Source organism: Bacillus sp. TE9106W (genome assembly GCF_054062215.1).
This window is the reverse complement of the sequence record NZ_JBSSFA010000002.1, coordinates 13171-28001: the sequence shown is the minus strand read 5'-3', so window position 1 is coordinate 28001 and position 14831 is coordinate 13171. Positions and strand designations below refer to the sequence as shown.

17 protein-coding genes and 2 riboswitches are annotated in these 14831 nt (G+C 35.1%); of the genes, 1 reads left to right on the top strand and 16 read right to left on the bottom strand.

The window, feature by feature from the left end; translation table 11 throughout:
- Window positions 1–86: 86 nt before the first annotated feature.
- The 7 genes from ACVWY7_RS03665 to ACVWY7_RS03635 all read right to left on the bottom strand — a co-directional run bounded on the left by ACVWY7_RS03665 (window position 87) and on the right by ACVWY7_RS03635 (window position 5428).
- Window positions 87–290 (bottom strand): hypothetical protein, encoded by a 204-nt coding sequence (locus ACVWY7_RS03665; protein WP_000432825.1) that lies wholly within the window; start codon window positions 288–290, stop codon window positions 87–89.
- A 45-nt stretch (window positions 291–335) separates the two neighbouring features.
- Window positions 336–986 carry an ABC transporter ATP-binding protein gene (locus tag ACVWY7_RS03660; protein WP_000615286.1) on the bottom strand — a complete coding sequence of 217 codons (651 nt, stop codon included), beginning with the start codon at window positions 984–986 and terminating at the stop codon, window positions 336–338.
- Window positions 987–2219, bottom strand: a complete 1233-nt coding sequence (locus tag ACVWY7_RS03655) for an ABC transporter permease (RefSeq protein ID WP_139371896.1) — start codon at window positions 2217–2219, stop codon at window positions 987–989.
- 9 nt (window positions 2220–2228) lie between these two features.
- Window positions 2229–3302 carry an ABC transporter permease gene (locus ACVWY7_RS03650; RefSeq protein ID WP_105989900.1) on the bottom strand — a complete coding sequence of 358 codons (1074 nt, stop codon included), beginning with the start codon at window positions 3300–3302 and terminating at the stop codon, window positions 2229–2231.
- Between the two features lie 87 nt (window positions 3303–3389).
- Window positions 3390–3785: a hypothetical protein gene (locus ACVWY7_RS03645; protein WP_000676979.1), complete on the bottom strand. Its 396-nt coding sequence runs from the start codon at window positions 3783–3785 to the stop codon at window positions 3390–3392.
- A 198-nt stretch (window positions 3786–3983) separates the two neighbouring features.
- Window positions 3984–4838 (bottom strand): patatin-like phospholipase family protein, encoded by an 855-nt coding sequence (locus tag ACVWY7_RS03640; RefSeq protein WP_000892680.1) that lies wholly within the window; start codon window positions 4836–4838, stop codon window positions 3984–3986.
- A gap of 128 nt (window positions 4839–4966) precedes the next feature.
- The gene (locus ACVWY7_RS03635; protein ID WP_000683329.1) at window positions 4967–5428 is read right to left on the bottom strand and encodes a MarR family transcriptional regulator; all 462 of its coding nucleotides are present in this window, start codon (window positions 5426–5428) and stop codon (window positions 4967–4969) included.
- Between the two features lie 141 nt (window positions 5429–5569).
- Here ACVWY7_RS03635 and ACVWY7_RS03630 point away from each other — a divergent pair, with 141 nt between their 5' ends.
- Window positions 5570–6751, top strand: a complete 1182-nt coding sequence (locus tag ACVWY7_RS03630) for an MFS transporter (RefSeq protein ID WP_456523673.1) — start codon at window positions 5570–5572, stop codon at window positions 6749–6751.
- Window positions 6752–6775: 24 nt separating this feature from the next.
- On the opposite strand, the gene kdpDN is transcribed toward ACVWY7_RS03630, so the two are convergent.
- The 9 genes from kdpDN to thiD all read right to left on the bottom strand — a co-directional run bounded on the left by kdpDN (window position 6776) and on the right by thiD (window position 14825).
- A complete protein-coding gene (kdpDN, locus tag ACVWY7_RS03625; protein ID WP_456523672.1) occupies window positions 6776–7930 on the bottom strand; it encodes a KdpD-like non-kinase potassium sensor in 1155 nt (384 codons plus the stop codon).
- A gap of 56 nt (window positions 7931–7986) precedes the next feature.
- On the bottom strand, window positions 7987–8568 hold the full coding sequence (kdpC, locus tag ACVWY7_RS03620) for a K(+)-transporting ATPase subunit C (RefSeq protein WP_212114563.1): 582 nt from the start codon (window positions 8566–8568) through the stop codon (window positions 7987–7989).
- A 16-nt stretch (window positions 8569–8584) separates the two neighbouring features.
- Complete coding sequence (gene kdpB, locus ACVWY7_RS03615; protein ID WP_001247979.1) at window positions 8585–10660, bottom strand: potassium-transporting ATPase subunit KdpB; 2076 nt, start codon at window positions 10658–10660, stop codon at window positions 8585–8587.
- 13 nt (window positions 10661–10673) lie between these two features.
- A complete protein-coding gene (gene kdpA, locus ACVWY7_RS03610; protein WP_000638351.1) occupies window positions 10674–12341 on the bottom strand; it encodes a potassium-transporting ATPase subunit KdpA in 1668 nt (555 codons plus the stop codon).
- 19 nt (window positions 12342–12360) lie between these two features.
- Entirely contained in the window at window positions 12361–12441 is an 81-nt protein-coding gene (kdpF, locus tag ACVWY7_RS03605) for a K(+)-transporting ATPase subunit F (protein WP_000972378.1), read from the bottom strand.
- Complete coding sequence (locus ACVWY7_RS03600; RefSeq protein WP_000887892.1) at window positions 12438–12542, bottom strand: SipW-dependent-type signal peptide-containing protein; 105 nt, start codon at window positions 12540–12542, stop codon at window positions 12438–12440. Before ACVWY7_RS03600 ends, kdpF begins: the two co-directional genes overlap by 4 nt.
- Before the next feature lie 99 nt (window positions 12543–12641).
- A riboswitch (cyclic di-AMP (ydaO/yuaA leader) is annotated at window positions 12642–12787 on the bottom strand.
- Between the two features lie 258 nt (window positions 12788–13045).
- A complete protein-coding gene (locus ACVWY7_RS03595) occupies window positions 13046–13276 on the bottom strand; it encodes a hypothetical protein (protein WP_033682530.1) in 231 nt (76 codons plus the stop codon).
- 16 nt (window positions 13277–13292) lie between these two features.
- Complete coding sequence (locus ACVWY7_RS03590; protein WP_000424076.1) at window positions 13293–13679, bottom strand: hypothetical protein; 387 nt, start codon at window positions 13677–13679, stop codon at window positions 13293–13295.
- A 93-nt stretch (window positions 13680–13772) separates the two neighbouring features.
- Window positions 13773–13920: riboswitch (cyclic di-AMP (ydaO/yuaA leader) on the bottom strand.
- An 83-nt stretch (window positions 13921–14003) separates the two neighbouring features.
- Window positions 14004–14825, bottom strand: a complete 822-nt coding sequence (thiD, locus tag ACVWY7_RS03585; RefSeq protein ID WP_011732513.1) for a bifunctional hydroxymethylpyrimidine kinase/phosphomethylpyrimidine kinase — start codon at window positions 14823–14825, stop codon at window positions 14004–14006.
- Window positions 14826–14831 lie beyond the last annotated feature (6 nt).

Below are 14831 nucleotides of genomic sequence, written 5' to 3'. Positions count from 1 at the left end.
ATCGAAATCCGATGCTCTACTTTTCTTTTATAACAATCATTCAAACTATAACGCTCCCTCCAAAACATGAAGAAGCTTATAACATTTTAATATTTCTCCTCTACCTGTAATTCTTTACTATACTTCTGAATGAAAACTGAAGAAAGAACCATTACCATCCCTACACTACAACCAATAAGCTGATCCAGTAGCATTTCATCATGTATGAACCAACGTAGTAGAAATACGCCACCAAAAATAAACATCATAGTAAATCCAGTATGTCTAAGTCCTTTATACACATTTTCCATATGTATCACCTCTCTACATACTTACATCCATATTATACCATTTTTTTATTGGATATTGCCATCAAGTAGTCGTATCGTCCTCTGGCAGTATGCAGCTACCTTTTGATCATGTGTAACAACTAACACCGTTTTCCCTTGTTTATTAATCTCTTTTAAGATACTCATAATTTTCTTCCCGTTTTCTTGATCCAGAGCACCGGTCGGTTCATCAGCAAGTATAATTTTTGTATCTTGTGCTAAAGCCCTTGCTATCGCTGTTCTTTGCTGTTCTCCTCCTGATAACTCGTAAGGATATTTATTAATATGCCTCTCCAGCCCTACCATTTTCAGCATTTCTTTTGATATTTTCATACGTTTCTTATGAGAAATTCTTCTATATACAAGCGGAAGCATTACATTTTCAACAACTGTATAATCATCGAGTAACGAAAAGTTCTGAAACACAAATCCAACTTCCGTGTTTCTATACTTATGGTAGTTTGACTTTAATGTACTCGTATCCATTCCATCTAAAAAATACTTTCCAACAGAGGGGCTATCGATTAAGCCAATAATATTAAGGAGAGTAGATTTCCCAGAACCAGAAGGTCCCATAATAGCTATCATTTCGCCTTTTTCTATTGTGAGATTAATATCCTTTAAAGCACTAAAATTATTTTTTCCAAAGCCCTTAGCCACATTTGCAAGCTGAATCATCTATAACACCTCTTTCATATATGTATTTTTTATTTTTAATACATTGAAATAAATGATTGTATATATAATGAAGATCATTACAATTGATAACATACTTATAACGATCAATGATTCTTCAGAGACTTGTAACGTTCCAAAAAAAGATACGGTACTATTTTCTAGTCCTTTTTGAATTTCAATCACTCCGCTATTCTCCCATTGAAAATACGTAATTCCTATACATATCGATAAAATGAATAACAACATATACTCAATAATAAATGGAAGACATAGTTGAAAAGTACTTGCACCTAACGCTGATTTAATAGAAATATTTTTACGCTCCATATAAAGTGCTGCCATTGATGTTAATACGATAGATAGAAATGAAAAAAATAAGACTGTACCGCTTAATAATAAGGGGTATGACATATTATCAATACCTTGCTTTTCATTTTCTAACAATTTATTCGGATTTGTAACATAATACGAATACCCCTTACCTTCTGTTACCTTTAATACTTTCTTTTGAAATTCATTTATATTTATCTTCTCATTTGTTTCTATAATTAACCCATTGTATAACAGTTCTACACTATAGAACTCTATTTCTTCTGTTCCAATTGGTAAAATAGCCATGTCATCTAATAATGTAATACGATTATCCGATATTTCACCGCTCCTAGGATATGTAAATGGTGAATTTTTTTCTAAAAAGCCAATTACTTTTAGCTTCATTTTTCCAGATGGTATAACATCACCAATAGATACCTTTTCTTTATAATTAGCTCCTAATATAACAGGTCTAATATCAAATACTGATTTATGAAATTCTGATTCCTCAAAATACCTTCCTTGTGAAAGTCGGATATGAAAGTACTTATTAATATCTTTATCAATAATAAGAGTCTTTATCGTTCCATTTGCTTTTTTTAAGCTAAGTGAATAGTTACGGAACAAATAATTTGTTGTATTTGTTATTGGTATCGTATTAGATAACCCTTGCATGAATTGTTGATAATCATTTTTCGCTTTTTCTTCGCTAAACAATGTTATATCTTGCGTCGCATAAAGTTCATAGAAATTTTTATGAGTCGATAAATTATTTGCTACTGTCATCATTTTTTGATATCCCGACAGATTACTAATAAATTCTATAGCTGAAGAAAATGAAATAATTAAAGAAATTACTATAATCAAACTTGGTAACAACCGCTTTTTCACAGATCGTATAGAATCAAATATAAAAAACATGACGACCACCTACGTTCTTAAACGTTTTCCAGGATATATATTTATAATGTGCTTGATTGGAATTACAGTAACAAACATTGTAAGAAAAATTATAAAAACAACATTACATATCAATACATATGGTGTTAACGGTTTTAATAAGTATGTCTGAAAATACGTATGAATTGTTCCAGAAAACATTTCTAACACCAGAAAAACCAACAACATCGCCACTAGAGAAATAAACAAAATTTGAACATATAGTTCACAGTAAATAGATCTATTAGAAGCACCTACTGCTTTTTTTAATGAAATCTCCCTTTCTTTTTTATAAATCCAAAACAACACTGCTGAAATACCAGAAACTACTGCAACAAGAATAAATTTATAATAATACTTATTTGCTGGATCTACATGTGTTACATTTAGTCCCTGAAAATCTCTTTTATTCAATATTTGAACCTCACCCGAAATTACTTCTTTGCTCTTATTCATAAATGTTTTTATTTCTTTATGGATAGATGATGTAGGGTTAACAACTGTTAATTGTAATTGTTTATTCGCGATAATACCTTTTTTAGATATAGTAGGTAAATTTTGAAGTGGAATGTATATGTCTGATACACCGACGTCACTGTCTTTTCTCGATATAGTCCCTATCTTTTTATATGTATCATCAAATTCATATAACTCCTTTACATTCGTTTGATCACCAACAACCATATCATTTACATTTTCACGATGAAAATATTGCCCTTCAGAAATATATGGCGTCCAATAATAATCATCTTTTAAGTTCACAGCTACAATTTTTATTGCACCTGAACTATTCAATGCTTTTAAATGCTCTACGTAAATATCACTTTTTACAAAAATATCTTGTATGACAGGAATTATCGCTTCCAATTCAATTGCATTCGCTATCGGAACATTTAAAATTTGATTTTTTTCTGGGAAACCAATTTGAAAAGCAGATATAAAATTCCGTTTAGACTCTGTTAAAAGTGCGGCTATTGATATTGAAAGAAAAGAAATAAAAAATGCCATAAGAAGAATGACTGAAAACAGTTTGTTGTTTTTTATATTTTTAAAGGCTAAATACATGTCTCTGCTCCTTTTAGATAAGAAGGAGATGATGCACATCCCCTTCTCCTTATCCAAATATTTATAAAGACAACTGTTTAATGCTTTTTACCACTGTAATCGTAAGTTACCGTTACTATCAAAAGTACCTTTGTGTGTATCTTCTTGATAGTCATTATTCTCATTAGCATAGTGCTCAGAATACAGGCCCTTTGCACCAAAAGCGTTATATGCACCATTACTAACCGTGGCATTTAATGCTCTTCCAGATTCATGTGATCCTAATTTATCCGAAGCACTTTCAATATATGAATAACTTCCTTTTGAATTAATAAAAGAAATTGCTACTGAACAACGAGATGCATTTTGATTCGTAGTTGTTTGAGCTCTGTAAGATAGTAGATTACCGCTTTTGTGACCGCTTAGAGTTGGATAGAATGCACTTGTTGAGATTGATGTTGCTAATAACATTAAAGTCGCAATCGAAAAAACCTTTCCCTTCATTAACAATCACCTCATAAATTAAATAGTTTTGTAGCGCTACCTCATCATAATATCCTTCAAATAAATTCTCCTCAATAAGACACCCATATGTTTTACAAACTCTTTAAACACTTAAACATTCATACATTTTTAAAAAGTAACGGATAAGCAAGCAATACAAAAAAGACTGCAGAGAAATTCTTCTCCACAGCCTAATACTTATTTTTGCAAAAACGCCTTTAAATCTGCAAATTGTCTCTTTGCATCTTCATAGCCTTGCTCATATAGATTTTGTAGTTTTGCTGTATCTTTTTCCATACGATCTACTTGAAGCGGTACTTCTGGACGAATAACAAATAAATTCCCGGCTTGTTCTTCTTTTTCAATGTAGTGAAGTGTTTCATTATACACTTCATAACGATTTAGCATCGTATTCACAAGGTTCGGATATTTTTTATACGCTTTCGCAGCAACCCATCCAAATCTTGATTTTTTCTTTGCGTAACCGTGATTTCTCGTCAAAATAACAACTGATTTTTTAAATCCATCTTCTTGTGCTTTACGAACTGGAATTGGATCAGAAATCCCGCCATCTAATAATTGTTTACCTCGGTAATTTACTACTGGTGCAATGAAAGGTAATGAACTAGACGCTTGTAATAAATTTAGCGCATCATCATTCGTTCCTTCTTTTTCGAAATAAACAGACTGTCCTGTTTCACAATCCGTCGTTCCTACAAGGAAACGTTCCGGGCTATTAAAGTATGTTTCAAAGTCAAATGGGACATGTTTTTCTGGAATTTCATGAAAAATGAAATCCATATCAAATAACTGACGTTTTCTCCATAAGTTTTTATACGATAAATATTTCGGATGTGATGCATAATCAATATTGACCGTTTTATTTCTATTTCTTTGTCTGGAAAGATACGACGCTGCATGACAAGCACCAGCTGATACACCGATTACATATGGAAAATATAAATCTTGTTCCATAAAGTATTCTAATATCCCGCCCGTATATACACCACGCATACCGCCGCCTTCTAATACTAACCCTGTATTTTCAAGCATGTTACTCTCTCCTCTATATATATTGACTCTTTAATTATTCACCATGTTAAGTATCTTTTTCTATTATATATGAGTTCTTTCAGAAATTATATTTAAAAGACTTGAGAAAACGGAATTTTTTCTTCCAATTATATTTCCAAATGATCGGAGACATCCTTTACGAACCTTTGAATAAAATCTTGTTCTTCTTTCGTGTATCTATCTAAAAGTAACAGCCACTTTTCTTCAGCTTGTTTATGCAATTTCTCATGAGCTTTATATATTTCATTTCCACTTTCCGTTAAGCGGAAGAAAATTTCTTTTTGATTATCTAACATTTGCATCTTCTCAACGAATTGCTTTTGAAACAACTTTGTACAAATTTTAGAGATCGCTCCCTTCGTCATACCCATTTCTGTCGTAATTGCCGTTACATTCATCAAACCATTTTTTCCGATACATTCGATTACATGTAACTCAGATAAAGACATACTACTTACACCCGTCTCATAAAGAAACTTCTCGTTTTGTCGTTTTAAATGTTCTTCTTTTTTATGCAAAAGTGTACGAATGTCCGAAAGTATTTCCATTTGCTTCGTTGTATGCTTCAATCCGTTCTCCTCCTAAGTTTCCGAAGAAACAATTTAACTATATACCATTTTAAAACCATTTTTTCATCTTTACAAGTGAGAAAATCGTGTTAAAATAAATTTAGTTTCCAAGGAAATAAAAAACACAAGGAGGTTAACAAGATGAAAAAATCTAAGCTAACTTTCATTTTATATGTTGTCTGTATGAGTGCCTTACTCGGTTCCTTCTCTCAAAATATTTACACACCTATCTTACCGATGATTCAAAATTCTTTTCACACTTCTCTTTATCTTGTAAATGTAACAGTTTCACTTTTCACATTTGTTCTTGCGATTATGCAGCTCATATATGGACCTTTAATTGATACAAAAGGAAGAAAGTCTGTCCTTATCCCTAGTTTAATTATTAGTACAATTGGTTCAATAGGATGTGCTTTTTCGGCAAACATTTATTTATTTCTCTTTTTTAGAGCTGTTCAAGCTATAGGAATAGCCGCTATACCTGTAGTTTCAGCAACGATTATTGGCGATTTATTTGAAGGAAAAGAACGCGGAGAAGCGATGAGCCTATACCAAATGTTACTTGCTCTCGCACCTGCGATTGGTCCTCTCATTGGTGGTTATCTTGGTAGTATAAATGGCCACTTCTCCGTATTTCTGTTTTTATCTATACTCGGCATTCTCTTATTAATTATAAACATTTCACTACTTCCGGAAACAAAACCAACTGTAATGAAACAACCGCAAGCAAAAAAGAATTACTGGCTTATCTTAAAAAATAAAACTGGATATTCTATTACACTTATTGGCTTCATTCAATTTTGTATTTACTTTTGCTTTCTCGTTTTTTTACCGAGCATTTTAGCAAATTCATTTCATCTAGCTGCAAGTGAAATTGGTCTTATCTTTGTACCAATGTCTCTTTCTATTATGATAGGAAGTTATTACTACAAGTTTTTGCAAAAACGACTCACAACAAAGCAAGCTTTATTCATTACGAGTTTCTTCAATATTATGTGTGTCACTTTATTCTCTTTCACATATAGCATCAATATCCCATTCCTCATTATCGTTACATCTTTATACGGTTTTAGTATGGGACTTTCTATGCCAACTCACACTACTTTATTAACAGAAGAATTTGTACAAGAACGCGCAACAGCTATCGGTATGTACAACTTCATCCGCTATCTCGGTATGGGGACTGGACCTATTGTAGGGGGATTTCTTTTATTTAACCAAAACTACTTTTGGATTTTCTTCCTAGGTGCAATTACATTTCTACTTATCATTTTATACGCAATGAAAATGCTACATTTTCATGCTTTACAAAAAGCAAAATAGAGCCCCCGAAAGGTCGGCTCTATTTTAAACTCTTTGATCCGCAACGATATGAATATCAATATGTTTCGTCTGTCTCATAATTTCATTTACAATCGAACCTTTTCGAATTTCTTCCCACCGCGTTCTCGCTGATTGCCCAAGTAAAATTTGTGTTACTTGCAATCTTTTCGCGACTTCAATAATAACGTCTGCTGGTTTTCTCCCTTTCGACTCTTCTAACACAAACCTTGCATCAAATTGATTCGTGAGCGCCTTCCAATCTTCAATCGTTTGCTTTTTACTAGCTGAAAGAGAGTCTATATTTTCTCTTTCAACATTTAATACATACAATTCAGCATTTAACCGAGCAGCCATGCGCCACCCCCGTCTTATTAACTTCCCTGCTGTTGAACTATATTGTACACAAACGAGAATTTTTTCTTTTACTCCGATCGGTTCTATTACTGTTTGACTAATCTTTTCGTCCATATCATCGGCCACTTCACGAAGCGATAGTTCTCTTAGTGCTCCTAAATTATTAAGCGTAAAGAAATTTTGTAAGCTTTGCTGAATTTTTTCTTCTTTATATATCTTTCCGTCTATTAACCTCTTCCGAAGTACTTCCGGCGTTGCATCAACTAGCTGAATTTCATTCGCCTTTTGCAAAATAAAATCTGGAATACGTTCTCTTACTTTCACATTTGTAATTTGAGCTACAATGTCATGAACACTTTCTAAATGTTGGATGTTAAACGCTGATAATACGGATATACCGGCATCTATCAATTCCTGTACATCCATATAGCGTTTCTTATTTTTAGATCCAGGAATATTACTATGCGCAAGTTCATCCACCACAACAACTTGCGGTGCACGTTTTATAATGCCTTCCACATCAAGCTCATAAAATACTTTTCCTTTATACTGTATTTCTTTCAAAGGAACTTTTTCTAAATCAGCAATTGCTTCTTCCGTCTCTTTTCTCCCGTGCGTTTCAATTAAACCAATTACAATATCCATACCGTCCTTTTTCATCTCTCTAGCATCATAGAGCATTTTATAACTTTTCCCTACTCCTGGAGCAGCCCCTACATATAGCTTTAACTTCCCGCGGTTTTGCTGACGAATATATTCTAAATATTCCTCTGGCGTTCGCCTTTGAAACGTCGGTTTATAGTCATCCGCATACAAAACACACACAACCTTTCTTTCGAAACAACACTACCTCAATCCATTAGATTGAGGTAGCACTGTTACTATTTCATTATTTTCTGTAACTCTAAATTTAACTTTAAGACGTTTACGCGGGTTTCTCCAAATAAACCAAGTGCCGCACCTTCCGTTTGATCTTTAATCAATTGATCTAGCGTTTCTTTCGGGATATTCGTTAATTTCGAGATACGCTCTACCTGTACGTAAGCTGCCTTCGGACTCATGTCAGGATCAAGCCCTGAACCTGAATTTGTCACTAAATCGATTGGTACTTCTGTAACTGGAACGCTCGGATTTTGTTTCTTCCACTCTTCAATACTTTTCTCTACTCGTTTCTCTAAATCTGGATTAGACGGTGCATAGTTATTTGAACCAGACGCTTCTGCTTTATATTCAATACTAGAAACGCGCCCATGAAAATAACGTGGATCTGTGAAATTTTGACCGATTAATTTAGAACCAATCACTTCATTTTTATCATTATATATTAGACTTCCATCCGCGTTATCCTTCATTACCGCTTGTGCAATACCAGTAACAATAAGCGGATATACAAGTCCGCACAACACTAAAAATGTAAAAGTAATACGGATAACCGGTGATAGTATACTTTGTTTCTTCGCCATCTCTTTCCCCTCTTCCTTATATAAACAAGCCGACAATCATATCAATTACTTTAATTCCAATGAACGGTACAATCACTCCGCCAAGCCCATAAATAAGTAGGTTTCGGCCAAGTAATGCATTCGAACTCATCGGTTTATATGCGATACCTTTCATCGCTAACGGAATGAGTAACGGAATAATAACTGCATTAAATAGTAATGCTGATAAAATCGCTGACAGTGGTGATGTTAGTTTCATAATGTTCAATGCTTCCATTTGCGGAATCGCAAGTGTAAACATCGCTGGAATGATAGCGAAATATTTTGCGATATCATTCGCAATACTAAACGTCGTTAACGCACCGCGTGTCATTAATAATTGCTTACCGATTCCTACTACCTCAATAATCTTCGTTGGGTTCGAATCTAAATCAATCATATTTGCTGCTTCTTTCGCAGCTGTCGTACCACTATTCATTGCTAATCCAACGTCAGCTTGCGCTAATGCCGGCGCATCATTTGTACCATCACCTGTCATCGCTACAAGTTTCCCTTTATCTTGCTCTGCTTTAATAACCGCAATTTTATCTTCTGGTTTACACTCAGCAACGAATTCATCTACTCCAGCTTCTTTTGCAATCGTTGCTGCTGTTAAAGGGTTATCCCCTGTACACATAACCGTTTTAATCCCCATTTGACGCAACTGTTCAAAACGTTCACGCATACCAGGTTTTACTGTATCTTTTAAATAGATTAAACCGTAAATACGATTATCTACTGCAACTACAAGTGGTGTTCCGCCCTCTTTTGAAATGAAATCTGCTTTTTGATTTACATCTTTCGGAATTGTTCCGCCTTGTGACCTAACCCATTCAATCACGCTACCTACAGCACCTTTTCTCACTTTCGTTCCGTCCTGTAAATCAACACCACTCATTCTCGTTTCTGCTTTAAATGGAATGAACTCGCCTTGTTCCGCAAGTTCTCTATTATATGATATAGATTTCGCCTGCACATACTCAATTACAGATCGACCTTCTGGTGTTTCATCTAAAACAGAACTAATAGCAGCCCACTTTCCAACTTGCTCAATCGTTTCATTTCCTACAGGTAATAATGTATGAGCCATTCGGTTCCCGAAAGTAATCGTACCCGTTTTATCTAAAATAATTGTATTAATATCACCCGCAGCTTCCACTGCTTTACCCGACATCGCTAACACATTAAACTTTGTCACGCGGTCCATCCCGGCAATACCAATTGCCGATAATAACCCACCAATTGTCGTTGGAATTAAACAAACTAACAACGCGACAAGTACAGCTGTATCAATTTGAAATCCTAAATAATTCGTAAAAATCGGCAGCGTCACAACAACGATTAAGAAAATAAGAGTTAAGCTCGTTAATACTGTATTTAAAGCAATCTCATTCGGTGTTTTTTGACGAGCAGCTCCTTCTACTAACGAAATCATTTTATCAATAAAGGATTCACCAGGATTACTCGTAATGACAATCGTAATCTCATCACTTACAACCATCGTACCGCCTGTTACGGAACAAAAATCACCGCCCGCTTCTTTTATTACAGGTGCTGATTCCCCTGTAATCGCAGATTCATCAACAGACGCTAATCCTTTAATGACTTCACCATCACTTGGAATCATCTCACCTTGCTTTACAATAACAACGTCATCTTTTCTAAGGTCAGTTGCTGAAACTTGAACGATTTCTCCATTTTCTTTTACAACATTTGCAAACACATCTTTCTTCGACTGCTTTAAAGAATCAGCTTGCGCTTTACCACGACCTTCCGCTAACGCTTCTGCAAAGTTCGCAAATAAAACTGTAAATAATAGAATGAGAGAAACTGTTATATTAAACCATCCTGGTACACTACTAGAACGACTTGGAAGAAACGATAAAATGAACGTAATGACAAACCCAATTTCTACAACGAACATAATCGGATTCTTTATCATAACTTTCGGATTCAATTTCGCAAAGGATTGTTTCATCGCATGTTTCACGATATCACGATCCATCGTTTTCGCTTGTCTAACCTCATCTTCTACAACATGTATTTGTTTTTCTTTTACTACTACCGGTCTCATCATTTACCCTCCATTACTTCAATGTAAGAAATTCTGCAATTGGGCCTAATACTAACATTGGGAAGAATGTTAACGCACCAACAATTACAATCGTCCCAATAAAGATGCCTCCAAATAAACCATTATCTGTCCGGAACGTTCCAACTGTTTCTGGTACAACCGTTTTCTCTTTTAGCGAAGCTGCCACAGCTAGCATCGTAATTAAACTGAAGTAGCGTCCTAAAAACATAACTAAACCAGTCGTAATATTCCAAAACGGTGTATTATCTCCTAATCCTTCAAATCCAGATCCGTTATTCGCAGCTGACGATGTATATTCATATACAACTTGCGTTAAACCGTGGAAACCGGAATGAGAAATAGCATCCGTCCCTAAACTTGTTGAAAGAGCTAATGCCGAAAATCCTAAAATGAGCAATGGATGAAATAGTATCGTTACCGCAATTAATTTCATTTCCTTACCTTCAATTTTCTTACCTAAAAACTCTGGTGTCCGTCCGACCATTAATCCAGATATAAAGACTGCGATAATCGCATACATAATAATGTTCACAAAGCCTGCTCCAACGCCGCCGTATACTGTATTTAACATCATATTTACGAGCGGGACTAGACCGCCAATTGGTGTTAACGTATCATGCATCGTATTCACGGCTCCGGTTTCAGCAGCTGTCGTTACTGTTGCGTATAGTGAAGAAAAGACAGTTCCGAACCTTACTTCTTTTCCTTCTGTACTTCCTTGTACATGTTCAATACCCATTGCATTTAATGCCGGATTCCCGTTTAGTTCGGATGTCGTAATCGTTATAAACCCTAGTAAAAACACCATGAATAGTGAAACGAAAAGGATACGACCTTGTTTTTTATTTCCTACCATTCGTCCGTACGTAAATGGAAGTGCTGTTGGCAATAACATCATAAGCATCATTTGCAAAATATTACTCATTTGCCCTGGATTTTCAAAAGGATGTGTAGAATTAGCTCCGAAAAATCCACCGCCGTTATTTCCAAGTTCCTTAATGGCAACGAATGATGCAACTGGTCCGCGTAAAATACTTTGCTTCGCGCCATCAATGGTTTGCGCCGTAACTGCCCCGTCTAACGTTTGTGGTACACCAAGTGCTACAAAGAATAGTGCCGCCATAAATGCGATAGGAAGAAACACTCTCGTTAATGCTCTCGTAAAATCAACGAAAAAATTACCAAGTTCTTTTCCAGCAAGTCCCCTTATAAACGCCATTACAAGTGCTAACGTCGTTGCCGGTGCTGCAAACATTAAGAATGTAATTCCGATTAATTGTGATAAATAAGATAAACCATTTTCACCGCTATAATGCTGTAAGTTTGTATCAGCCATAAAACTAATTGCTGTATTAAAAGCGAGCGTAGGCTCCATTCCTTCGATGTGTGCTGGATTTAATGGCAATACTCCTTGTAGTCTGAAAATGAAATATACGACAACAATCATAAATCCGTTTAATAAAACTAATGATAATGCGTACTGTTTCCACGTTTGATTGTATTCTTTTACACCTGTAATTTTAAAAATAAGTTTTTCAAAAGGCCCGAATACTTTATCTAGCTTTTTACTACCTTGAAAAGCTTTCTCTAAATAAATTCCCGTTGGCTTTGCCACAAGAATAAACAATAACATTGTAATAACGACTGCAACCCAGATCATAATGAATGACTCCTCCTAATTAAAACTTTTCCGGATTTAATAATGCATAAACTAAGTACACTGTAATTGCTGCAACAATAACCGATAAAGCAATCATCATGATTGCTTCCCTTCTTTCACAACTTTATCTGACCAACTTGCAAGACTTACCATTGATGCAACTAACACAACAAAAATCCCGATCATTACAACATCTAACATAGCTATCCCTCATTTCTAATTGTTAAAATTTACCATTAAAATATTAAAAAAGAACACTGAGCTCTACTCAGTGTTCAAAAAATGAACAACAAAAAGTAAACCTCCTCTCTAAACGCTTACGAGGTTAGCTGTCGGATTCGGGCCTAAAGAGTAGCCCTACTTTCAAAACTGAAAGATTCACCCCAAGTGACGATGCACAAAATTGGTTCCCCCGCTCCATTTCTGGAACTCAGCGATTTTAGGTTTTTTGGAAATTTTATGAATGATTTATGAGAGTAAATATACTCCTCTATATTTCACTTGTAAAGAGCTAAATTACTGAAAATAAGAAAATATCCATCCATTTAAACGCTTACATTAAGTATTATTAATATTATTCCATCTATTTTCTCGTCTTTTCTTGATTTTTCATAGAAATGATCTTTTAAATACGAAATAAAAAGAGCGAATGACATGAAGTGCATCGCTTGTTGCACTTAACATTCGCTCTTTTTTTTCACTATTTATTCTCCTCGTAAAAAAGTACGTAAATTTCTCCCGCGAATATAAACTTGTGACAATTCTGCATGTAGTTGCTCATATTCGATAACATCTGTTTTTAAATATAAAGCGTCTTTTGATGGCAGTATGATATAGGGATTTGGAAAAATGGGGTCGAGCATCACCAATTCTTGAACTCGCTCTACCGATACCGCCCAACGATTCGCTATATCTCCTAGTAACAACACCTTCATCTTCTTTTCACCCACCCTATTCAAAAAATAAAAAAGATATATTATCACAATTCGTAAACACGACAAATGCAGCTCCAATTGTTTCATAGAGCCTCGCTGGATATCGTTTATTCCTTGTAACAACAGTAATAGGTGCTTGAAAAGAAAAGCGAATGTGTTCTGTGAAGAAGCTAACGATTGGAAGCTCATCCCCTAGTAAAATTACCTTCTTAATACACTCACAAATACTAGTAAAATCTTGCTCCTTACTACAACTATACGTCCAATCAAATCCACAATTCCTCACTTCGGCCGCTATCTCTTCATTTGCTGTGAAAATAATTAACTCATGTTGATATGCTACTAAATCTATTAAACTATTTACCTTGCTTTCTTCTCCAACACAAATAAGTGTTAGTTCCATGTACCTCATCCTCCTTAGCATAAAAGAACTCAAACGTAGATTGATATTCCCCTATACTAATCAGATCGATGAAGTGATGTATCCATCATGGCACCGTCCTCTCTCAAGACGCTTACGAAGTTAGCTGTCGGATTCGGGCTTTGAGAGTAGCCCTACTTTCAAAATTGAAAGATTCACCCCGAGTGACACTGCACAAATTGGTTCCTCCGCTCCATATAATTGGACTCAGCGTATTACAAAAAATATATTCTGGCTGATATATTACTCCTGTATTTGGAAAAAGTAAACAGAAAAAAAGCCAGTTATAAACTGACTTTCTTTTCTTTACACTTGTGCTTTATTCATTTTGTATGCAAAATGATTCGTCGGTCCATGACCACTTCCAATATGCAACGGCTCTTCAATTGCTATACTAATAAATCGTTTTGCCTCTTGAACTGCCTCTTCCATCGAGTAGCCTTTCGCAAGCCCTGCTGTAACTGCTGAAGCAAATGTACAGCCGCTTCCGTGTGTTTGCTTTGAAGGAATTCGCTCACTTCTAAATTCAATAAACTCTTCTCCATCAAAGAGTAAATCAATTACTTCATTACCTTGATATTCTGCATGTCCGCCCTTCATAAGTACATATTTCGCACCTAATTCATGCAGTACTTTTGCAGCTTCTTTACTATCTTCAATGTTATGAATTTCCAGCCCCGTTAACACTTCTGCTTCTGGAACATTCGGTGTGATAACAGTTGCTACTGGTAATAAATATTCTTTTAATGCTTGTACTGCTTCTTCTTGTAATAATGATGCACCGCCCTTAGCAATCATAACAGGGTCTAGTACAATATTATTCCAGCCAAATTTATTAATATATTCTGCTACAATTTGAATAATTTCGCTGCTAAATAACATACCTATTTTTACAGCATCTGGTGTTAAATCCGTACCAATTGAATTCAACTGTTCCGTAATACCTTCTAACGAAACTGGATATACCCCTTGAACGCCAAGCGTATTTTGAGCAGTAATTGCCGTAATAGCCGTCATTCCATACACGCCAAGCTCTTGGAATGTTTTTAAATCTGCTTGAATGCCGGCACCGCCACCGCTATCAGATCCTGCAATTGTTAAAGCTTTATTTACTTTCATCCCACTCATCCTTTT

Bases quoted from the DNA above. Each gene is read 5' to 3' on its own strand.
- ACVWY7_RS03665 (WP_000432825.1), bottom strand. From the start codon at position 290: ATGGAAAATGTGTATAAAGGACTTAGACATACTGGATTTACTATGATG.
- ACVWY7_RS03660 (WP_000615286.1), bottom strand. From the start codon at position 986: ATGATTCAGCTTGCAAATGTGGCTAAGGGCTTTGGAAAAAATAATTTT.
- ACVWY7_RS03655 (WP_139371896.1), bottom strand. From the start codon at position 2,219: ATGTTTTTTATATTTGATTCTATACGATCTGTGAAAAAGCGGTTGTTA.
- ACVWY7_RS03650 (WP_105989900.1), bottom strand. From the start codon at position 3,302: ATGTATTTAGCCTTTAAAAATATAAAAAACAACAAACTGTTTTCAGTC.
- ACVWY7_RS03645 (WP_000676979.1), bottom strand. From the start codon at position 3,785: ATGAAGGGAAAGGTTTTTTCGATTGCGACTTTAATGTTATTAGCAACA.
- ACVWY7_RS03640 (WP_000892680.1), bottom strand. From the start codon at position 4,838: ATGCTTGAAAATACAGGGTTAGTATTAGAAGGCGGCGGTATGCGTGGT.
- ACVWY7_RS03630 (WP_456523673.1), top strand. From the start codon at position 5,570: ATGAAAAAATCTAAGCTAACTTTCATTTTATATGTTGTCTGTATGAGT.
- kdpC (WP_212114563.1), bottom strand. From the start codon at position 8,568: ATGGCGAAGAAACAAAGTATACTATCACCGGTTATCCGTATTACTTTT.
- kdpB (WP_001247979.1), bottom strand. From the start codon at position 10,660: ATGAGACCGGTAGTAGTAAAAGAAAAACAAATACATGTTGTAGAAGAT.
- kdpA (WP_000638351.1), bottom strand. From the start codon at position 12,341: ATGATCTGGGTTGCAGTCGTTATTACAATGTTATTGTTTATTCTTGTG.
- kdpF (WP_000972378.1), bottom strand. From the start codon at position 12,441: ATGATGATTGCTTTATCGGTTATTGTTGCAGCAATTACAGTGTACTTA.
- ACVWY7_RS03600 (WP_000887892.1), bottom strand. From the start codon at position 12,542: ATGTTAGATGTTGTAATGATCGGGATTTTTGTTGTGTTAGTTGCATCA.
- ACVWY7_RS03595 (WP_033682530.1), bottom strand. From the start codon at position 13,276: ATGAAGGTGTTGTTACTAGGAGATATAGCGAATCGTTGGGCGGTATCG.
- ACVWY7_RS03590 (WP_000424076.1), bottom strand. From the start codon at position 13,679: ATGGAACTAACACTTATTTGTGTTGGAGAAGAAAGCAAGGTAAATAGT.
- thiD (WP_011732513.1), bottom strand. From the start codon at position 14,825: ATGAGTGGGATGAAAGTAAATAAAGCTTTAACAATTGCAGGATCTGAT.